This is a genomic window from Gluconacetobacter brunescens, from assembly GCF_048695475.1.
Taxonomy (GTDB): domain Bacteria; phylum Pseudomonadota; class Alphaproteobacteria; order Acetobacterales; family Acetobacteraceae; genus Gluconacetobacter.
In genome coordinates this window covers 38,011-57,378 of record NZ_JBLHEN010000004.1, presented here as the reverse complement: position 1 = coordinate 57,378, position 19,368 = coordinate 38,011, and the positions used below count along the sequence as shown (strand labels likewise).

The following is a 19,368-nucleotide window of genomic DNA, read 5'->3' as shown; positions in this document are numbered from 1 at the left end:
GGCAGCGATAAATACAATGTCTCGGCGTCTTTGGACGACGCCCGTTTTACCAATCTGCTAGATTACGGAGGCCGTCGCTTACGGTGGCCTCCGCCTCATGTCGACCATTGTAACTCTTAAGATTTTTGCCTGGAAGAGGAAATTGAAGTTGGCCTAGCCACCCTCTGCAGTGGATGCAGAGAGGGCTGCAGCGCGCCGCGCGGTGGCAATACGCTTTACTTCATCAACGAGTGGACGAGATTTAGCGCTGTCACGGGCGACCGGCAATCCTAACGCTGCAAGTGCGTGACGGATTATTAGCACCGCTTCATCAAAGGCGTTCTTGGCTTTCGACGTATCGGCCAAGTATTCTAAAAGTGCATTGCTATAAGCCCTGATCTTCTTGTTACCAGCACCAGGGAAGTCGTTCTTTTCAAAACGTGACCTAAACGCATAAAGTAGGAAGTATTTGAACGGGCGAATATCGCGCTCTTCGTTGGTAAGTTTACGCAGGGCGAATTCGAAGCGGTACGCCGCCAAGGCAGCGACGAAATACGACTCGGGGTGATGAGAGGACTGAAAGACGCGATCTTTCACGGTCTTCAATAGTGTCCCCTGATAACGACTAGCCTGATTAGGGGAATCTAAAAACATGGACGCGTAGCACTTCAACTGGTTCCCAATGGTGACTATGCGGCTTTTTTCGATTGCCCCATCGCTAGCATATTGCTTTGCCCGCCGTTCGTAGAATAGCTGAGTGTCGCCTGTCACTCCTTGATAAAAATCTTCCAGGTCGCGTTGAAACTGTGTAAGCGCCAAGAGGTCGTTTTCTTCAACGTTGGTCTGCTTGTTCGTCGATTTGATAATGCTCTGCGCGACATCATCACTGACGGTATGGATCAGTTTAATAGGGACGTAGAGGTCTCCGGTTATAACGTGCTGGTTTGCGAAGAGGACGTGGCTGGTCTGGCAGCCGTTTACGATCTGATAGTCCTCGAGCATATATTTACTTGAAGTTACCCTGATTTCTCGAGCGACAACGGTTATTCCGTTGTTTCGAAGTACAAACTGATCGAAAAGGCCGTCTGTAATGGTCTTCGCTATGTCGGCGTTAACAGGATTTTCACCTTGGAAGTCCCGGACATTGTCAACGAACACCGACTTGAGGATGTCGCCATCATTATCAGTAAGCAGTTTGAGGAATTCTGTTACCGGAAGAACGCCAAGGTAGGAGGCGCTCACGCCGTCAATTGTAGGTAAAGTAAGGAGCTTTTCAAATTTCACCTCACGCGAAATGCTCGTCTTCGTGGCGCGGTAAAGTGCTTGAAGCTGGCGGGCGCCTAATGCCTCAAAAACGACATCGGAGAACAAATTAGTATCAAGGAGGTCCTGCCTTTTACGCTTGATTGCCTCCACTAGGTAAGCATCTTCTGTCCAGTTCCCGGTGCAAACATAGTATACACGGCAAACTGGATTGTCCTTCAGGCGGGACGCGTTTTGGAGAATGCGCTCTTTTATTTCAATGAGCCTCTTCACCTCGTCATTTACCGGGAGCTTCTGACTGTCTGAAAAAACCTCGTTGACGAGGTTATCCCCCAACGCAATGATTGCCGCGCCGTCGAAACTTGAAGAGGATTTTGCCTGAATGATAATGAACTCAGCGTCCAAATACCCGTTCAGTGCTAGTACATCATTGATGTAATCCGCATCATCGGCAATGCGACCATTCACCTTTACGGCAAAAGCGTCGACATTGAGGTCTTGGCCGTCACCTACAACTAAGTCGGAAGCCTCGAACTCCCCAGTATAATGAGAGCTAACGACGCTATATGCGGCAAAATGCTCAAATTGCTTGTCAGCAGACAACCCCGTCAGCGCGTGGCTTTCAACGAAATCTTTCACTAGAGCTTGGGTAACCGAATCCATCGAGCGTTCTCACTAACTGTTACCTATAGGTTACCCGACGGCGCATAATAATCAAGAAAGATGTACAACAATCCGATCCGCATGTAGGGTATCGATCACGTCTCTCTTCCCCGATTGGCTCACTAAAGCCTACCTTCCGGTTCGCCGCGTTTAACAGAGGCAAGTGTAGACGAAAACCAAAGGGAGATAATAGGTAGAGGAGACTACAAGCCAGACCACCCCGTCCGCACCAAGTGGTGGGTGCTCCCCATGCTCGCCGGCTACGCCGCCTGCGCGTGGGTTGCGCTCCCGGCGCCAGGGCGCCGCACTTGGCCCGGCCGGGCTGGCCCGGCTCCCTGACCCTGAAAAGGGAAGGGAAAACGATGCTGAACGGCAGCACGCACCATACGATCCTCCATGGCCACCTGTTCTGCGGGCTGGGGGGCGGCGCAAAGGGCTTCAATGCCGCCAAGGCCCGGCATGGGACGCTCTCCGCCGATTTTGAATGCCTCGGCGGCATTGATGTCGATCCGGCGGCGATCCGAGATTTCGAGCGCCTGGCCGGTGTTCCCGGCACGGTGCTGGACCTCTTCGATCGGGGCCAGTACCGCACGTTCCATGGAATGGAGCCGCCGGCGGATTGGCGGGAGGCTGGCCCGCAGGACATTCACCGGGCGTTCGGCTTTCGCCGCCCTCATATTCTGTTCCTTTCTGCGCCGTGCAAGGGATTTTCCGGCCTGCTCTCGGAGCGCACCAGTCGGACGCCGAAATACCAGGCCCTGAACAGACTGACGCTACGTGGCATTTGGCTGACGCTGGAAGCGTACAAGGACGAACCGATCGAGTTCATCCTGTTCGAGAACGTTCCGCGTATTGCGACGCGGGGGCGTGAGCTGCTCGATCAGATCGTCGCCCTTCTGCGCGCTTACGGTTACGCGGTTGCAGAGACGACGCACGATTGCGGCGAATTGGGTGGGCTGGCGCAGCGGCGCAAACGCTTCCTGCTGGTCGCACGGCATGCGCAGAAAGTCCGCCCCTTCCTGTGGGAACCCCCGAAGCGGGCGCTGCAGGGTGTGGGCGATGTGCTGTCGCGCATGAAGCTGCCCGGCGATGCCGGCGCCGGGCCGATGCACCGCATTCCGCGGCTGCACTGGCAGACCTGGGTGCGCCTCGCCTTTGTCGAGGCCGGGAAGGACTGGCGATCGCTGGAGCGGCTTGCCGTCCAGGACGGATTGCTGCGCGACTACGCGCTGGTCCAGGACACGCCCGGCTGCTCACCCACGGCGTCCGAGATCCCCGATCCCCGGCCGAGCAATCACCGGAAGTTCGCCAACATCTACCGGGTCGTCGCCTGGGACGCGGCCACGTCCACGGTTATCGGCCGCTCTCAACCCAGCGACGGCGCGATGAGCGTCGCCGACCCACGGCCCGGCCTCGCGCGCGGCAAGGGAGACGATTATCTGACGGCCGGGCATTACGGCGTGGTCCGGTGGAAGGATGGCTGCGGTGCCGTGAGTGCCGCGGCCGGCCACGACAACGGCCGCTGGGCCGTGGCGGATCCTCGTCCGCCGTTGCCGGCGCACGATGACCGCCTGATTTCGGTCATTCGCGCGGAAGATGGCACCTGGCACCGGCCGTTCACGACCGCCGAGCTGGCGTGCCTGCAATCCCTCTTCGACCCGGAGGAACTGGCCGAACTCGATGGCCTGAACGACACGGCGTGGCGGGAGCGGATCGGCAATGCCGTCCCGCCGGACGCAGCACAGGCGATCGCGGAGGCAATGGGCCGCACGCTGCTGGCCGCCTGGAGCGGAGAGAGCTTCATGCTCAGCGCGGCGCCGATCTGGGTCAGGCCGATCGCGATCGCAGCCAGCGTCGACCTTCCTCTCTATCAATAATCTATGCCGATCAGGAGATCATCATGGCCGAGTATCGGGTCAAAATCGGGTTCTGGCTGCGTGCATACGACAGCTTCACGATCGACGCCGCCTCACCGGAGGAGGCGATCGAAATCGCGAAGCGGGAGGCCCGGAAGGAAATCGAGAGCAGCGGGAAGCCGGAGCATATCGAAACCGACGAGCGGCGCGAGGGCGTGATCCTGTACGTCGATCGCGTGGGCGCAGCCCTCGATGTTGCGACAATCGCCGAGGATGTCGCGTTTGATGACGATCGGATTCATCCGGCGGGGGAACGCCCGGCAGAGCAGGAAATCCAATCTGCCTGACAAACAGGAGAAGAGGCGGAACAGGGAAGAGAAGCAGAAGAGAGAGGTGGCTGCCACGACCCCGGCGCGCGCTCAAGGCCAAGGCGAGCGCGGCGTTGCCGCGGCCTTGCCCGCGCGCCGGGCCCGTGCCCGCCGGAGATTATCAGGCAGGAAAGTGATGGCAGGGTGCCGCCGCTTGTCCGGAAGCCTGCGCTCTCCGAAAGGCCGAACCATGACCTCTGAATTTCGCGAAGTCGACCCGCGCACGCTGATCCCCAACCCGAACAACCCGCGCACCTCGCCGCCGAACGAAGAGAGGGACCGCCGCTTCGCCTTGAATATCCAGATCGTCGGCGTGCTGCAGCCGCCGGTTGTGCGCGAGCAGGCCGACGGGACGCTGATGATCGTCTACGGGCACCGACGGGTGCGTTGCTCGATCATGGCGAAGCTCAAGATGATCCCGGTGATCGTGCGGTCTGGCGACGAGAAGCTCGACGACCTGGCGGCGGGCTCGGAGAACATGATTCGCGAGGACATGTCGCTGCCCGACCAGTGGCGGTACGTCGACCGGATGCGCCGCGAGAAGAACTATACCGAGCGGCAGTTGTGCAAGGCGCTGATGGTCACGCCTGCCTATCTGAAGCGACTGTCGCTGCTGGCGGGCCTGCATCCGCCGATCCTCGACGCGATCGAGATCGATTACGGTCCGGACGAGCGTGCCCTGCGGGTCATCGCGCGGACGCCGGCGGACGAGCAGAGAGCCGCCTGGGCTGAGATCTGGTGCGAAACGATCGCCGACGACGCCGACCCGGCCGAATATCGCATGACGGAGGACGAGGCGAAGGATTTCGATTGGACGGACTTCGCTCATGCGCTTGAACACACCCAATTCTTTGCCCGTGATGCCTCATTCGACGATGCTCTCGCCCGCAAGCACGGGATCGCCTGGGAAGAAGACCTGTTTGCCGAGGGCGGCCAGGATAACCGCTACACGGTGGACCGTGAGCGCTACGCGAACGCGCAGCGCGCATGGATCGAAACGCAGTTCGGCGAAGACGATGTGTTTCTTGATACGCATGAATATGGGCACCCGAGGATGGAAGACGGCATGCGACGGCTGTGGCATGCCGAGGAAGGCCCGCGCGCGTTCTACCTGGATTCCCGGACGCTGAAGGTCGGTTACGTCTTCTTCGAGCGGTGGACACCCCAGCCCGGCGCAGGGGCGACCATGGGGTCGTCGGCACCGGCTCTGAAGGTCCGTGGTGACATCTCGGGCACCGGTGAGAAGATGATCGGCCAGATCCGGACGCGCGCGCTGCATAGCGCCCTGGACGCTGCGTGCGCGACCGCAGAGCCGTGGGACCTGGTGGGGGCTCTTCTGCTCGCCTTCTGCGGAGACAATATTGCAGTCCAGGGAGATCCGACAGGCGGATATGGGGAGCAGTCCGCGCGCGATGCCGCCACTGCCGCCCTGTTCCCGGAAGGTGTGCTGGTCAGGGATCCCGATCTCCTGCGCACGCATACGATGGCGGTGCTCCGGAGCGTGGCCAACTGCGATGTGAGCCTCCACAGCGGTAGCGGGATCGCGGCGCAGCTGCTCGGTGTGCTGTTCGATGCGGACGTGCAGATGCCGAACATGGCGTTCGATGAGTTCCTGAAGACGTTCAGCAAGGCCGGCATCACGACTGCGGTCGAGGCAGAGGGCCTGGCCGCCCAGTCCACGGGAAAGCTGATGCGCGCGGCGCTGATCGCCCATGTCGGGGAGGGACGCTGGGTGCCGGCGCCGGCAGGCTTCGCGCAGTCGACAGCCGCGTGGAAGGCGAAACTTGCGAAGGACGCGCACAATGCGGCGCGCCTGACGGCGGACGACGATGACGGGGACGAGGACGATGAGCCGGCTGACGCCGGCGACGGTGACGACGTGGTGTCCGTAGAGGATGAGACGGCGTTGGAGGACCCCAATGCAGCTTGCGTGAGCGCGGCTGCGGACACTGACGGGGCAGGGGAGGCGTTCGACGCTGTTGCCGAGCGGCTGCGGGATGAGTTTGCCTCGACCTCCGAGGGGCGCGCGCATTTCGACAGCCACGTCGTGTTCGTGAGGGCGGCGTGATGTCGGGGATCGCCAGTTGGGGCAGCGAGACCGAGCCGTTCCAGTTTGCGGGGAGGAACCCGATCCCGCGCAATGATCGGGACCCGACGATGGCCAGCTACACGGCTGGCCATCTTGGCTTCCACGGTTGGATGCGTGCGGTCGACCGCGCGATCTGGAGGCGGACCGGGCTTGGCGTATTCGATTTGCCCGACCGCTGCTGGCGTGATGCCTACGAGGAGCAGATCCCGCCGGCGGAAGCCGCACAGGAGGCCCTCGAGGACGAGGGATGCCCTCTGGCATAGGCGAAGAGCGGAGAAGGACAGGCGAAGAGCGTGGGGCTGCCAGAGCGGGCAGGCCCTGCCGAAAGGTGGGTGCTCCCCATGCTCGCCGGCTGCGCCGCCTGCGCGTGGGGTGCGCTCCCGGCGCCACGGCGCCGCTTTCGACAGGGCCTGCCCGCCCTGGCGGCCGATGGGCATTCCAGAAGGAGAAGACCGATGTCGAATGTCTCTTTCCGCTCGTCCGGGGCTGGCCCGCGCCGGCCGGCTCCGATCCGCTGGGCATGCACCTCAGGGCCAGTCACCTGCAGGCGGTGCTATGCCGCCTTCGAGGAAGGTGACCCAGCATATCGGGTGGCCTGTCGCGGCTGTGCCGCGGCGGCAGGCGTCCCTTGTCGGCGGCCTCGCGGAGGGAACGAGCGGGTCTGCCATCAGCGCGATACCGATGCCATTGGGATGGGCCTGCTCGATCCATGCGACGGATTGAGCTGGGACGGCCGTCACGACAAGCCGCTGCCGTTGTTCGCGGTGCCGGTCGCCAACGCGTGCCGGGTGGTCACCGGCTCGCCGGCGAATGCCGACCCGAATGGTCTTCCGGCTGCGGCGCCGGCGGATGGACGGAGAACGAGCCTGCCGCTAGAGAAACTCTGGGCCGCCTGAATGAGCCGGTAGCGGCGAAACGGGCGATGCGTGGCTACGACATCGCCCGTCGCGGCCCCATGATCGTAGCCGGGTCAGGCACCTCGGGGCCGTGGTGCCGAAGCCCATCAGAAGAGGAGTGTCCCCATGATCGTCCTGATCGTGGTGGACGGGAAGTGGCTTTCGAAGCTTCGTCGTAAGATGAAGAAAGCTCTCCAGGCGGCGGCAACCGTCCTGAAGAGCCTCTCCGAATAGTCACATTCCTGCACCGGCCGAGGGGTTATCTTTTCCCGGATGCCCCTCGGCCACCTCTGATGATGGCAAGCCCGGCTGCGATTTTCAAGGGCGGTGTGTCCGGTGGACATGCCGCCCCTGGCTTGTACCGATCCGCGCGCCGCAGGCCGTCGCGTGCGAGGAAAACAGCGAAAAGAGAGAAAGGCGGAGAGGAGGGGCGTGCCAGAACATGGCGGCCGCCGCCAGAGCGTCGCCATGCTCGCGCGCTGCGCGCCCTGCGCGTGGCTCCGTGAACGGCGCTGACGCGCCGCTCTGGCCCCGGCCGCCATGTCCCGCCACGCGGGAAAGCATCCAGCAAGAAAAAGGAGAGCCGGATGTCCGTGCAAAACAACCCGATCGAGGTCGGCACCATGGTGTCGAGTATCCTCTACAACCGTGGTCGCGGCTACGTGACGAGGATCCATGGCGCGCAGAGGCCCGACACTGTAAGGCGGCTGTCAGGCACGGCGATCACCGCCGGCGGCGCTGCCACGTTCGACATCGTGTTCGAGTCCGGGAGCTACTCCCGCCTGCTTCCCGAGGCGATCCTGCATGGCGTTCAGTGGACGATTCATGACCGGGAGGAGGGGTTTGCCGACAAGGAACAGCTTGCTGCCCTGTGTCGCCATGCAGACGAGGTGATCGCACAGCAGGTAGCCCAGGCAGAGGCCGCGCAGGCAGCGTTTGAGCAGGAGATCGCCAGGCTGCGTGCAGACACGGCCCACGCCATGCTGACGCAGGGCGATACGGGCGACGGAACAATCGCCGCGAAGAACATCCGTGTCCTGCTGAAGGAGGCCTTTCCCGCCGTGAAATTCTCGGTGCGCAAAAGGCATTACGGCGCGCTCACCGTCAGTTGGGCGGAAGGCCCGGATTCCAATGCTGTCGAGGCTATCACCGACCTTTTCCGGAGCGGACACGATGGCAACGCCACGCCGTGGATGATGGTCTTCGGCCACGCGGAATACATTTTTGCCTCCCGCTCCTGATCGGGGGCATCCCCGAAACACCGCATCAAGGCCGCCCGTGAGGCGGCCTTTTTCGTATCTGGAGATACAGCATGCCGACAATCATCCTCTCCGCTCACCCAGCCCGCCGCTATAAAACGGCGTCGCTGAGCGGCACCCAGATCGAGTTTGGCCGAGAGGTGGCGCCCTCTGTTCGCATCGAAGCCCGTGCATTGCCGGAGATTGCCGAACAGGCGCTCGCCTTCGGCGGGTCTGTTGCGACGGCGGCGCCGCGTGTGTCCTTCATGATCTCTGTCCGGGTGGCCAGCGGTGAGCGGAAGCCGCGTGGCTTCGATGCTGCCGATCGCGCCGGCCAGTTCCACAATGCGGACTGGATCCACACCGAGATCGAGTGCCCTGTCCGGCACGTCGACGGGCCCGGCGTCCGCATGTGGGGAAGCCGCCTCGCACCATTCCAGATGGATGGGCAGGACCCATTCTGGCCTGGTGAAGAGCCGGACGACTTTACCTCGCCCGCCGATGGATCCATCGGCCTCTATGGTTATCTGCGGACGGTCAACGCGCGCGTGCAGCGCCGCACCGACAGTTGGCAGAGCCTGTTTTCCATCGTGCATGAGGTGCCGCTGGGCGACCGCTACGCCGCTCGCGTCCATCCGTTCGATGTGGCCGCCGAACTGTTGGCCGGCCGGCTGTCGCCGACCTCAGCCGCGGCCTGAAGAAACGCAATGCAGCGGGGCCGTGATGTTCCGCCCCGCTGCCGCAACGAAAAAGCCGGATAGGCGGAGCGAACCATGCCGAAAGCAGAATCCATCCCGCGTGGGGTGCGCAAATTCCTCGACTTGAGCACAGGCCATCTGCCTGTGTCTGATCGCGTGCTCATGGTGTCCTCAGCAATTGAGGCGCTCTCGTTCAGTGCTTTTGCCGGGCCCTATGGATGGTTTGTGCACGTCCCAGAGGATGGAGCCTCCATCTGCTGGACAGGGAGCGGGGCACTGAACGCCGTGTTCGCGCGCGCCCGCGAGCTGGACTGCGATTACGTGCTGCTCGACGCGGATGGCCCGCGGGACGAAGCGTTGCCATGGTTCGATGAGGATTAAGAGAATGGCCGAATATTTCACCAGATTCTCAGCGCGCCTCCCAATGACAAGCGAGAGCGCTGCGCATGAGGCTTTGCTCGCCCTGGATGGGCGGCGCAAAGCCGGAGAGGCCCATGGCGATCCGAACCCTGAGGGTTTCGAGGCGGCGTATGACCATCTTGATGCAGCCGGAAGGCCGGTCGTTTGGCTCCACAGCCGTGCAGGCTCGCCCGATAACGTCGTTGCCTTCGTCCAGGATTGCGCAGAACGCGGTCTGACCGAGCCAAGTCTGTGGACGCTCATATGGTCGTTCGATTGCAGCAAGCCCCGGTTGGACGGCTATGGCGGCGGCGCCTGCATCGTCGACCTGGCGACGGGCGCAATCGTGGAGAGGATCGACCTGAACCATTGGGCCAGCGTCCAGACAGCACGACTGCGCGCGACGGAACGAGACGGATCGAGCTGAGCCTGCCGTCCTTTGGATAGCGGCTCGCAAAACGGGCGCCCGCGCGATCTGATCGCCCAGACTCCGCGAGCCATTTTGGACACAAATCCTCCGATGTCGCGGGCAATGGCAAGGCGGCGCCGACGTCGGAACGGTTTTGGAATGGGAGAAGAGAAGACAAGGAGGAGAGAGGAGAAGGGAGAGCAGGAGAGGGGAGACCGCTCTCATGGGGCGGGGGACGGTGCAAGGGTTCGTCGCAAGCTCCCGGCTGACGCCGCCCTTGCACCGTCCCCCGCCCCATGAGGCTGCCGATCAGGTCGAAAACAGACTTGAGAGAGGCAGAAATGACGCGGAATACCAGCGATCCCGACCTGAACGCCGCGCGGGCGGCAGCACGACGGTTCGGTTCCGAAGCGATGATCTTTGAGGATCTGGCGGTCGGGGAGCGGTTCTGTTTTGCCGGCAGTTCGAGCGAGACGGTCTGCATCAAGATCCGTCGCAGACGATACAGTCTGGACGGTCGGGTCTGCTACGCGACGGCCACGCGCGCGGTCGTCAGAAGCGCGTAGCCAGCAGAGACCGCACTTCTCGCCGCACTCTTCAGGCGCCCGTCAATGGGCGCCTTTTTCGTATCAACACAGGATTTCCCGCCATGACGACCGATCCGCGGTGCGCAGAAGCCCACGGGCCGAAGGCGCGCGCGCCAGGCCCATTTTCTGGGTGCGAGCACGGTTGCCGCCTCCGCGTGACGCTCGCGAGCGGACATCCGGTCGAGGGTGAACTTCAGATCTTCGGCGGACACCGCATGCTCATTATTCGGGATCCCGCTGCCCCGATGGGTCACCGGGTGGAAGGGCCGCTTCGTCGGGCCGACGTCACGAGCGTCGAGATTCTGCAGAGCCGGGAAGAGGTGCGCGCGGAGCAGCGGGCGCAGCGTTTTGGCAAGCTGGTCTTCACCTGGGAGCCGAAGACGCGGGAGGATAACCGCGCGCAACTGGAGGGGATTGCCCGCGCTATTGCCGATATCCCGCGCGGCGGCGATTTCCACCGCCGGCTTGAGCTGGAGGCTCAGTTCGCGCAGCTGGCCGGCCGCATCGGGCTTGGCCAGGCCAAGCGCGCGTGGATACTCGCGGAGGCAGCGTGGTATCGGGCTCACAACCGTCCCCCCTCGATGGCGGATCTGTGGGGAAGCGACCTCGCCTCACCGTCCTGCTTCCGCCGGCCCCGCGAAGCGGATTTCGATCCGGATCCGGCCGTTCGCAACCGGCCGGTGCCGGTTCCCACCTGGGTTCTGCAAGATCCGCGCTCGATCAGGAACATGCTCGCCGCCATGGAGGAAGCAGGCTTGTCAGCCCGCATCCATCGCCTCGGCGACCCGCCTCATGAGCATGGAGGCATCGTGGTGAAGATGCCGGTCAGCGGGCGCGCCCAGTTTGCGTTGATCGGACGAAGAAATGGCGCCGGCGTCATGGACTGGACCCACGCATGGGACGTGCTGGACACGCCGACCGGCGCCAGGCGCCTCGGCGCGGTGCGGCGATGCGCTGCGTACCACCGGATGCTGGAGGTGCTTCAGGTCGGACGGGTCGCGCTTCAGCTCGATTTCGCCACCATGCTCGAATGCCTTTGAGGTGGATCGGTCTGCCGCACGCGCGCCATCCGCAATCGAGCCATTTTGGACACAAATCGCTTCGGCGTCGCAGGCAGACGGCCGCGCGCGAGGCAGCCAGAAAAAGAAGGAATCCGTAACATGGCAACCAGGGCCGCAGCCTCTGCCGTAAGCTCTTCGGGTGAACGCGCCGACATTTACCAGGAGGTCACGGACCGGATCGTCGCTGAACTCGAGAATGGGCGCCTGCCGTGGGTCCAGCCGTGGTCGAACACCGTGGCGGCGCCCTCGGTGCCACGCAACGCCACCACAGGACGTCGTTATTCCGGGATTAACGTTCTGTTGCTTTGGGGCAGTCTCCAGCAGCGCGGGTTCGCAAGCCAGCGCTGGCTGACGTTTCGCCAGGCATTGGCCGCCGGCGGGAATGTTCGCAAGGGAGAGAAAGGCACGACGGTATTCTTCGCGAATACGTTCGTGCCCGAAGGGCAAAAGCTGGAAGCCGAGCCGCGGGCGGTGCCCTTCCTTAAACGGTTCACGGTGTTCAACGTCGATCAGTGCGACGGTTTGCCCATCGAGATGACGGCGGCGCCGTTACCTCAGGCCGATGGTGACATTGTGCCGCGAGCGGAGCGTCTGATCTGCGCGACGGGAGCGGATCTGCGTATTGGAGGTGACAAGGCTTTCTATATGCCTGCCCTGGATTACATACAGGTTCCTCCGCGATTTGCGTATTTCGACCAGGTAAATTGGTATCGAACCGTCATGCACGAGGCCGGGCATTGGAGCGGCCATGTAAAACGTCTTAACAGAGACCAGACCGGGAGTTTCGGCACCCATGCCTATATGGGCGAGGAGATCGTGGCCGAGCTGACAGCAGCTTTTGTTCTTGCGGAACTGAGCATCCAGCCGTCGGTGCGCCACGCTGATTACATCGGCGCGTGGATCGATATGCTCCGCGACGACAAACGCGCAATCTTCAAGGCCGCGCGGCTCGCCACGCAAGCGGCAGACTATATTCTGGCCTTCGAGGCCGCAGCGGTCGAGCAGACCGGTCCCGATCAACTGGCGGCATAGGAAGATGCGCGCCGTGATCACCGTGTTCTGGGGCAATCCCTGCACGGTACCCCCGCCCGATATCCCGACACTCGACGACGGACGGACGCGCTGGGCCTGCACGCTCCTGTCGGCAGGCGATAGCGAGGCGGTCCGGGGTACACATGCGCCGGCGGTGCGGCCTGGCCTCGGGTGGTGCCATGGCTGGTCCCCCCTGCTGGATGCCCCCAGGCGCTGGAGCGGCGAAAGGAAGGCCGCCGCACGCCGGCGCAATCTCCGGCGCCGTCTCGATCGCGCGGTGCCGCTGTTCGCTGATCAGCTGGAGGCAGACGAACTCGCAAGACGCCCCGCCTATTTCGATCCCAGCAGTATCGAAGACGAGGAGAGAAGAAGAGAGGAGAGAAATTAAGGAAGAGGGCAGGTCGCTCTCATGGGGTGGCGGCCGGTGCAAGGGTTCGTCGCAGGCTCCCGGCGCAAGCGCCGCCCTTGCACCGGCCGCCACCCCATGAGGCGCGGGAAGCATCGAGGAGAAGAAGAAAGAGGGGTCAGCGCCGTCTGCCCTGTCTTCGGCTCCCGATGCCTTTCCATCCGAGCCGCAGGAGCGCCCTCATGGCAGACCATCGCAAAACCCCGACACGCCTGACCGATACGTTCGAAGCCATTGCGCTGATCGGTGGTGGCGTTGTGATCGCATTGACCGCATGGCTGATCATCGCCGCGCCGGCCTTTCTCGCCGGGATTCCGTCGGATCTGGATCACCGGCACCCGGTTCAGGTAGCGGCCCGATGAGCGGACACGCCGAAGCCCACGACGGGTCGGGGGGCGCCATCACGGCGTCTCCCAATTCCTGCACCGGGACAGTGGATGCGCTGGTCGATGAGGCTCTTGCCTACCAGGCCGAGGCCTTCGACGCCGATGAGCCGATCGACGGCGGCGATCTCGTGCAGTGGTTTGCGGCCTGGCGGATTGCGCTGCGCCGGGCGCGACGTCACGAGCGGCAGGCGTGAGCCGATGTCCGTTCGGATCAAGACGATTGCGAAGCTGCTGGAGGCAGCCCGGTATCGGCACGACCTCTACACGACGTTCTCCGATTGTATGGAGGCAATGGCAATTTCCGTGGCGAACGCCGTCGACCTGAAGCAGCGCGACGAGCGGGAAGCCCGGTATCTGAAGATCGTCGGACGTTATGACCGGCAGACGATTGAGGCTTGGCCCCAGATCCTTGCGGAGGTTGCCCTCGCGCTGGACGAGAGCCCGACCGACATTCTCGGTGCTGTCTTCGGGATGCTGGAACTGCACAATGCGCATCGGGGGCAGTTCTTCACGCCATTCGAGGTATGCCGCCTCATGGCGGGAGTGCTGATCGGCGATGGCGGGAAGGCCCGGGGAATCATCGAGCAAACCGGGTTCGTCACGGTGCAGGAGCCGGCCTGCGGTGCCGGCGCCATGGTTATCGCCTTCGCCGAGGCATTGCGGGACGCCGGGATCAATTACCGGCAACACATGCACGTCACCGCGATCGACGTGGATCCCCGCGCCGCGCACATGGCGTTCGTCCAGTTCTCGCTGCTGCATATCCCGGCGACCGTGATCGTTGGCAATTCGCTGACGCTGGAGACCCGCGAATACTGGTTCACGCCGGCACATATTCTCGGCGGGTGGTCGCGCAAGCTGGCCGCAAGTGCTGCCGCTGCGCCTGAGGCTTCAGCCCCGGTCGCCCCCGTGGCGACGCCAGGTGTGCCCACCCAGCCAGTGCCCGCCGAGCGCCCGCTGCTGCAACTTTCCCTGTTCTGAACCGCGCCGAAGCGCTGGAGAAACGCCATGATCCGCCAATATTACGCCTCCCCCTTCCAGGGGGGCGATAACCCGCTGCGCGTCGGTTGCGTTGCGGTCGGCACAATCTTCCGCCTGCCGGCGCCCAGGGAGCGTTACGCATCCTGGATCGTGGAGGCGTTTCTGAATGGCCAGTGCATGGCCTGTGCCTACAACCGGCGCACCGGGCGCTGGGAGGACCGCTACCTGTCCCGCCGCTCTGACACCGTGGTTATCCGCTCTCTGGCGCATGGCAAGCGTGTGACCGTCGCCTTGCGTTGGCTTCTGCACGAGGGAGGGGACGACGCGATCGCCGCGCCCTATCCCGACCTGCCCGACGTGTACCGCTTCCATGGCGCCTATCGCCGTGCGGCCGGGGCCCCGTGCGCGGGGAGGATCGCGGCATGACGGTCGGCATTCAGTTTCCCGCCCTTCGGCGTCCGGCGATGGCCGCCGGGGGCTTCACCGCGACGCGCTGGCACAGTGCCGAAGAGAAGGCGCGGATGGGCGACGCCATCCTGGCCTTCATTGCGCGGGGCATGCCGAGGTCGGGATGGACGATGGCTCTCTATAACCGGCTGTCGCACATGTTCGGCTTCATCGCGCACAACGACCTGCACGGCTACTGGCACACCCATTTCGCCAGCACGGCAGGGCGGGTCGCGTTCCTCGAGCAGATCGCCGGCTATCCGTGCTGGGGGCAGCCGACGGCAGTCTGGTCGGATGTCGAGCGGGAGATCCGGGCTCGCATCGTCGAATCCGGGCTGATTGCGGCCTACCGCACCCAGGAGAGGCAGGAGACGGCCCGCGCGGAGCGCGAGCAGCTCGCCCACCTGCTGGCGAAATATGGGGGCCCGACCCACGGCGAACTGCCCGCTGTCGCGGTCCCGACGCAGCATGTGTCGCAACTCGCCTTGCTGTAGGGGGAATGCACCCGGCCGGAAGCATAATCCCGCCGGGTGCAAGGGTCATGCCGCCTTCGCGGCAACCAGATGGCCATGGTCGACCAGGCCCGCCTCCATGAACGGCACCGCCATCCGTGGCACGCCGCGGATGATGAATTCGGCGCCGGTTGGAACCGAAAGCCACCAGCCCAGGCCCTGTTGCTCCAGACGTGGCTCGGCCTTCACAAAGCGGATGCCCTTTCCCGGGCGGGCAATGGTGCGAGCTTTCAGAACGCCGGCGACCTGCCTGCCTCCGAGGTAGATGTCGGCGTTGAAGCGGCGGAACAATGGGTAGGCGACGCTACGTTCATTCACGGCAACCGTAAGGTCGATCTGATCGGCAACCGTCTCCGGACGCCCGTCGACGCCAAAGAGCAGGCGGCACATCGCCCGCAGCTCGGGTTCCCATTTGGGGTCGAACCGCCATTTCCCCTTGCCGACGAAGCGGCCGCGATAGCGGCCGGCTTGGCAGGCCAGTTCGGGATGGAACGGCGCGTCAAGCGTAATGTAGGCCCCGTCGACCGAAAGTATCGCCATGATGATGACCTCAGCGTGAGTCGAAACTGTCGTGATTCTATTGGCGCCGATTCGCGATGTACAGACAAAAATGTACGGGGCAGCAGAAAAGATCGTGATTGAGCAAAGAGAGTCACGAAAAAGAAGGTAGGGGTGGGGAAGGCAGTGGCTGTAGCCGCGTCGCCCTCGGGTTGCTGCGGTCTGGACCGGGCGGCACTCCCGTTAATCCCCGGCCTGCGGCCGCCTGCGGTTCCGGCGTCACCGTGAAGCGGCAAGCCGCTTCCGCACCACTGACGCCTCCAGGGATCAACACTCGCTTTCCGCCCGGTCCCTGTCGACCGCACCCGAGGGAGACGCGGCTACCGCCCCGTCCGGGAAGAGAAACGAGAAGGAAATCAGAGATGGCCGGAAGCGTGAACAAGGTGGTCCTGGTCGGCAACCTGGGCAAGGACCCCGAAGTCAGGCATGCGCAGAATGGCGCCAAGATCGTCTCCCTGACTCTGGCGACCAGCGACACCTGGAACGACAAAGTGTCCGGCGAACGGCGCGAGAAGACCGAGTGGCATCGCATCGTGATCTTCAACGAGCGGATTGCCGACGTTGCGGAGCGTTTCCTGCGCAAGGGACGCAAGATCTATCTGGAAGGCGCGCTTCAGACGCGGAAATGGACGGATCAGTCCGGCCAGGAACGCTACACGACCGAAATCGTGGTCGATCGCTTTCGGGGCGACCTTGTGCTGCTGGACAGTGCCGGGAGCCACAGTGACGAAAGCCGCTACGGGCTCGACGACCGGCCCTCGCGTAGCGCACCGGCCCGCGATAGCGCGTTCGGTGGCGGCAGCGCCGGCGCCGGGCTCGATGACGAAATTCCCTTCGCGCCGTGCGTCGACTGAAGCCCGTGCCGCCGTGTCGCCGGACACGGTGGCAGGACCGCTGACGCGGTCGCATCTGGAAAAGGAAGAGTTGCCATGTGCCAGTTTTCTACGGGGCTCGATCCCGTGCTCTCAGCGCCCGTTCTCCATCGTGCGACGACTGCCGGCATTCGCATTGGCGCCGCGCGCCGTTCATTCGCTGAAGCGGCGCTGCTGGTGGACGAGGCGGCCGATGCCGCCGTCAGCGCGGCGGCCCGCGCCGCGTGGCGGCGTGAGGCGAATGCGTTCCATCGCTCAGCGCGTCGCTTGCTGCGTGATGCGGCCCATTGATGGGTCGGCATGCGCGATCAGGGCCTCGTCCAGCACCGACCACGCGGCAAGCAGCCGGGTCCCCGTGCGCCAGGCGATCATGGTGGTTCTTGCCACCCGGGCCTGATACGCCTCATTCCAGATCTCGCCTCTGGTCTGGCGTTCGGCTTCCCATGTCAGGTCGCGCAGCTCGCTGAAGCGACGGAGCATGCGTTCAACGAGCGGTTGAAACCAGCGGGTGACTTCCTCACGCGCGGCTTGCGGATTCGCAGGCAGCGTGATGTCGCCCAGCATTTTCATGCCGGTGCGACGGCCTTGTGCCTCGACAGCAGCGGGTTCCGGGGGGGCTCCCAAGCCGTGACGTGCAAGCCGGTTGTACACCGTGCCGTATTCGGGCAAGAGGTTACGAATCAGCTCTGCAGTGGGCGTCGTCCGACGCTCGACCGGAAAGCGGAGCAGGGTGCGTTCGGTCCGGTCGCGTTTGATCAGATCGCTCATGGAGAGCATAGAAGACTCGCCAATGCGATAAAGTAAAGGGATAACAGTATGTTGCGTGCATCTTTGCAGGCGCTCGCCGGCTTGCTTGCCGGTACCGCCGTCCTGTGCACGGCGACGAGTGCCTTGGCTGGGGAATGCGACGGGTTCGGCGCCGGGAACAAGCTCCCGGCGCTCGTCAATCCCCGGTTGGCGCCGCGAACAACGCTCCTGTGCAATAGGGCTTACGCGTCGCTCAATTCCGGGCTTGCCCACGAACCACTGTGGTCCGCTGAACGGCTGGCGGAAGAAGACCTTGAAGGGGCGGAACGGATCGGCCGGGTGACGCGATATTTTCATGTCGAACCCCGCGTTCCCGAGGGTGATCAGGCGACGCTGTCGGATTATCGGGGCTCCGGCTACGATCGAGGGCACCTCACGCCATCCGGCGACGCGCCGGATGCGCGCGCGCAGGGGCAGACATTCTCTCTCGCGAATGTCGTGCCCCAGACGCCGGCGCTGAATGAGGGGATCTGGGCCGGTGTGGAGATGGCAGTACGCGACCTGGTGCGGCGGGATGGCGTCATCTACGTCGTCACCGGGCCGGCCTTCCATGGACAGAAGCAGGCGATCGGCAGCGACAATGTGCTGGTGCCGAGTTCGACCTGGAAGGCCATCTATGACCCGGTGGAGGAGAAGACCGGGGTCTATGTGTGCAAGAACAACGATGCTCCGACCTGCACGACCGTCAGCGTAGCAACGTTGATTCAGGAGGTCGGGATCGATCCCTTCCCGGGTCTTTCGGACACCTTGAAGGCGCAGGCTCCGGATCTTCCACAGCCCGAGGCCAGCCCCTATGCTCCACGCGCGCGAGCGAGGCGGACGGGCTGGGAAGGTGCCGAGAGATCCGGCATGCTTCGCGATGCAGAGCGGGCAGGAACAACGGCGCTGCACGGATTGGCGCGGACATTGGAGGGCGGCCAGTGAGCTTCACACCTTTTGTCGATGATGGTGAGAGCCTGTCGGTCGACGGCCTGACGATCGAGAATGGCGAGGAGCGTGTTGCGCTCTATGGACGTCTGTCTATTGGCAAGGATCAGGCCGGGCTGAAGGACGTGAAAGCGCTGAAGGCGATCGTCGACGCGCTGGTCGCCCGTCTGGAGCAGGAACCCTCCCTGCCGAGCCATCTGCCGCCCGGAGAAAAGGCGCATCCGGTCGACGACCCGTTCGCCTGATCAGGCTGCGGTGTAGCCGCGGCGCCGACGAATGACGACCTGGTCGGCCAGCGCGTTCACCGCCGTGCCTTCATCGGGGTGCAGATCGAGGCGTTGCGTGCCTCTTGTGCCGATCCGTCCCCATTGGCGGACCAGGACGGCGCCGCCGAACAGCTCCGGCTGAATCGACAGTGAATAGAAGCGCCATTCGTTCTTCTCGGGCCGGATCCGGCGGAAATGGGCGCTGACGGGAAACAGATCAATCTGGGAGGCAGCCGGCCGGCGTTTACGGGTCATGCTCCTCTGGTCTCCGGACTGTTTGGCCCAGGACCTATCATGTCGCGATTCCGGGTACCAGAGAAATCGCGCCTGCGCGCAGTCACAAACGCTTCCTCCATGATGCGAGGAAGGCGTGGACTGCGGAGAGGACGCAATGGAAACACAGACGGGGATGGCGGGGAGAGGGACGACGATCCCCGGAATGCTGCCGTGTGCTGCGCGGGAAGCAGTGGGTGCCACAAGCCTCACTCCGGGCAAGACGCCTTCCACCCCATCTTCCTCCGCTGCGCTCCGTGCAGACGGGTCCCCTGAGAAGGCATCTTGCCCTGCGCTGCGTTTGCGGCGGTCCTGAAAGTGTCGGGACGAAAGGCGTCGCTGCGCATCGCTTTCGCCCTGTCGCCTCCGGCTCGGGTCGAACGAAAGGCTGTCGT

At 63.6% G+C, this 19,368-nt stretch carries 26 protein-coding genes; 22 read left to right on the top strand and 4 right to left on the bottom strand.

Translation table 11 applies throughout. The features are described from left to right. Positions 1 to 153: 153 nt before the first annotated feature. Positions 154 to 1,905: an AIPR family protein gene (locus ACMAUO_RS20370; protein ID WP_420358737.1), complete on the bottom strand. Its 1,752-nt coding sequence runs from the start codon at positions 1,903 to 1,905 to the stop codon at positions 154 to 156. A 362-nt stretch (positions 1,906 to 2,267) separates the two neighbouring features. Between ACMAUO_RS20370 and ACMAUO_RS20365 the strand changes: the two genes are divergently transcribed. The 18 genes from ACMAUO_RS20365 to ACMAUO_RS20280 all read left to right on the top strand — a co-directional run bounded on the left by ACMAUO_RS20365 (position 2,268) and on the right by ACMAUO_RS20280 (position 15,252). Further along, complete coding sequence (locus ACMAUO_RS20365) at positions 2,268 to 3,782, top strand: DNA cytosine methyltransferase (protein ID WP_420358736.1); 1,515 nt, start codon at positions 2,268 to 2,270, stop codon at positions 3,780 to 3,782. A 23-nt stretch (positions 3,783 to 3,805) separates the two neighbouring features. Next, positions 3,806 to 4,108, top strand: coding sequence for a hypothetical protein (locus tag ACMAUO_RS20360; protein ID WP_420358735.1), 303 nt, complete (start codon positions 3,806 to 3,808; stop codon positions 4,106 to 4,108). 211 nt (positions 4,109 to 4,319) lie between these two features. Then, positions 4,320 to 6,197 carry a ParB/RepB/Spo0J family partition protein gene (locus ACMAUO_RS20355; RefSeq protein WP_420358734.1) on the top strand — a complete coding sequence of 626 codons (1,878 nt, stop codon included), beginning with the start codon at positions 4,320 to 4,322 and terminating at the stop codon, positions 6,195 to 6,197. After that, the gene (locus tag ACMAUO_RS20350) at positions 6,197 to 6,481 is read left to right on the top strand and encodes a hypothetical protein (protein ID WP_420358733.1); all 285 of its coding nucleotides are present in this window, start codon (positions 6,197 to 6,199) and stop codon (positions 6,479 to 6,481) included. Before ACMAUO_RS20355 ends, ACMAUO_RS20350 begins: the two co-directional genes overlap by 1 nt. Before the next feature lie 429 nt (positions 6,482 to 6,910). Then, on the top strand, positions 6,911 to 7,114 hold the full coding sequence (locus ACMAUO_RS20345) for a hypothetical protein (protein ID WP_420358732.1): 204 nt from the start codon (positions 6,911 to 6,913) through the stop codon (positions 7,112 to 7,114). A gap of 587 nt (positions 7,115 to 7,701) precedes the next feature. Continuing rightward, complete coding sequence (locus ACMAUO_RS20340; protein ID WP_420358731.1) at positions 7,702 to 8,355, top strand: LPD29 domain-containing protein; 654 nt, start codon at positions 7,702 to 7,704, stop codon at positions 8,353 to 8,355. A 71-nt stretch (positions 8,356 to 8,426) separates the two neighbouring features. Next, a complete protein-coding gene (locus ACMAUO_RS20335) occupies positions 8,427 to 9,050 on the top strand; it encodes a hypothetical protein (protein WP_420358730.1) in 624 nt (207 codons plus the stop codon). Positions 9,051 to 9,125: 75 nt separating this feature from the next. Continuing rightward, on the top strand, positions 9,126 to 9,431 hold the full coding sequence (locus tag ACMAUO_RS20330; protein WP_420358729.1) for a DUF5983 family protein: 306 nt from the start codon (positions 9,126 to 9,128) through the stop codon (positions 9,429 to 9,431). Positions 9,432 to 9,435: 4 nt separating this feature from the next. Continuing rightward, positions 9,436 to 9,876, top strand: coding sequence for a hypothetical protein (locus ACMAUO_RS20325; protein ID WP_420358728.1), 441 nt, complete (start codon positions 9,436 to 9,438; stop codon positions 9,874 to 9,876). A gap of 323 nt (positions 9,877 to 10,199) precedes the next feature. After that, complete coding sequence (locus ACMAUO_RS20320; protein WP_420358727.1) at positions 10,200 to 10,424, top strand: hypothetical protein; 225 nt, start codon at positions 10,200 to 10,202, stop codon at positions 10,422 to 10,424. 83 nt (positions 10,425 to 10,507) lie between these two features. Then, complete coding sequence (locus ACMAUO_RS20315) at positions 10,508 to 11,485, top strand: hypothetical protein (RefSeq protein ID WP_420358726.1); 978 nt, start codon at positions 10,508 to 10,510, stop codon at positions 11,483 to 11,485. Positions 11,486 to 11,605: 120 nt separating this feature from the next. Further along, complete coding sequence (locus tag ACMAUO_RS20310; protein WP_420358725.1) at positions 11,606 to 12,538, top strand: ArdC family protein; 933 nt, start codon at positions 11,606 to 11,608, stop codon at positions 12,536 to 12,538. A gap of 4 nt (positions 12,539 to 12,542) precedes the next feature. Beyond that, positions 12,543 to 12,926 carry a hypothetical protein gene (locus ACMAUO_RS20305; protein ID WP_420358724.1) on the top strand — a complete coding sequence of 128 codons (384 nt, stop codon included), beginning with the start codon at positions 12,543 to 12,545 and terminating at the stop codon, positions 12,924 to 12,926. A 200-nt stretch (positions 12,927 to 13,126) separates the two neighbouring features. After that, a complete protein-coding gene (locus tag ACMAUO_RS20300) occupies positions 13,127 to 13,306 on the top strand; it encodes a hypothetical protein (protein WP_420358723.1) in 180 nt (59 codons plus the stop codon). Then, positions 13,303 to 13,524, top strand: coding sequence for a hypothetical protein (locus ACMAUO_RS20295; RefSeq protein WP_420358722.1), 222 nt, complete (start codon positions 13,303 to 13,305; stop codon positions 13,522 to 13,524). Before ACMAUO_RS20300 ends, ACMAUO_RS20295 begins: the two co-directional genes overlap by 4 nt. 4 nt (positions 13,525 to 13,528) lie before the next feature. Next, complete coding sequence (locus ACMAUO_RS20290; RefSeq protein WP_420358721.1) at positions 13,529 to 14,311, top strand: N-6 DNA methylase; 783 nt, start codon at positions 13,529 to 13,531, stop codon at positions 14,309 to 14,311. 27 nt (positions 14,312 to 14,338) lie between these two features. Further along, positions 14,339 to 14,737, top strand: coding sequence for a hypothetical protein (locus tag ACMAUO_RS20285; protein ID WP_420358720.1), 399 nt, complete (start codon positions 14,339 to 14,341; stop codon positions 14,735 to 14,737). Then, positions 14,734 to 15,252 carry a hypothetical protein gene (locus ACMAUO_RS20280; protein ID WP_420358719.1) on the top strand — a complete coding sequence of 173 codons (519 nt, stop codon included), beginning with the start codon at positions 14,734 to 14,736 and terminating at the stop codon, positions 15,250 to 15,252. Before ACMAUO_RS20285 ends, ACMAUO_RS20280 begins: the two co-directional genes overlap by 4 nt. Positions 15,253 to 15,297: 45 nt before the next feature. Here the strand turns inward: ACMAUO_RS20280 and ACMAUO_RS20275 are convergent, their stop codons facing one another. Further along, on the bottom strand, positions 15,298 to 15,810 hold the full coding sequence (locus ACMAUO_RS20275) for a hypothetical protein (protein ID WP_420358718.1): 513 nt from the start codon (positions 15,808 to 15,810) through the stop codon (positions 15,298 to 15,300). 380 nt (positions 15,811 to 16,190) lie between these two features. On the opposite strand from ACMAUO_RS20275, the gene ssb reads away from it, so the two are divergent. Together ssb and ACMAUO_RS20265 are read left to right on the top strand one after the other, a co-directional pair. After that, positions 16,191 to 16,682: a single-stranded DNA-binding protein gene (gene ssb / locus ACMAUO_RS20270; protein ID WP_420358717.1), complete on the top strand. Its 492-nt coding sequence runs from the start codon at positions 16,191 to 16,193 to the stop codon at positions 16,680 to 16,682. 75 nt (positions 16,683 to 16,757) lie between these two features. Then, positions 16,758 to 16,991 (top strand): hypothetical protein, encoded by a 234-nt coding sequence (locus ACMAUO_RS20265; protein WP_420358715.1) that lies wholly within the window; start codon positions 16,758 to 16,760, stop codon positions 16,989 to 16,991. On the opposite strand, the gene ACMAUO_RS20260 is transcribed toward ACMAUO_RS20265, so the two are convergent. Beyond that, the gene (locus tag ACMAUO_RS20260) at positions 16,956 to 17,804 is read right to left on the bottom strand and encodes a hypothetical protein (protein ID WP_420358827.1); all 849 of its coding nucleotides are present in this window, start codon (positions 17,802 to 17,804) and stop codon (positions 16,956 to 16,958) included. The two genes, ACMAUO_RS20265 and ACMAUO_RS20260, sit on opposite strands and share 36 nt — an antisense overlap. Between ACMAUO_RS20260 and ACMAUO_RS20255 the strand changes: the two genes are divergently transcribed. Together ACMAUO_RS20255 and ACMAUO_RS20250 are read left to right on the top strand one after the other, a co-directional pair. Next, positions 17,727 to 18,431, top strand: a complete 705-nt coding sequence (locus ACMAUO_RS20255) for a DNA/RNA non-specific endonuclease (RefSeq protein ID WP_420358823.1) — start codon at positions 17,727 to 17,729, stop codon at positions 18,429 to 18,431. The genes ACMAUO_RS20260 and ACMAUO_RS20255 overlap by 78 nt on opposite strands. After that, positions 18,428 to 18,679 (top strand): hypothetical protein, encoded by a 252-nt coding sequence (locus tag ACMAUO_RS20250; RefSeq protein ID WP_420358714.1) that lies wholly within the window; start codon positions 18,428 to 18,430, stop codon positions 18,677 to 18,679. Before ACMAUO_RS20255 ends, ACMAUO_RS20250 begins: the two co-directional genes overlap by 4 nt. Here ACMAUO_RS20250 and ACMAUO_RS20245 read toward each other — a convergent pair whose 3' ends face one another. Then, positions 18,680 to 18,955, bottom strand: coding sequence for a WGR domain-containing protein (locus ACMAUO_RS20245; RefSeq protein WP_420358712.1), 276 nt, complete (start codon positions 18,953 to 18,955; stop codon positions 18,680 to 18,682). Positions 18,956 to 19,368: the final 413 nt, after the last annotated feature.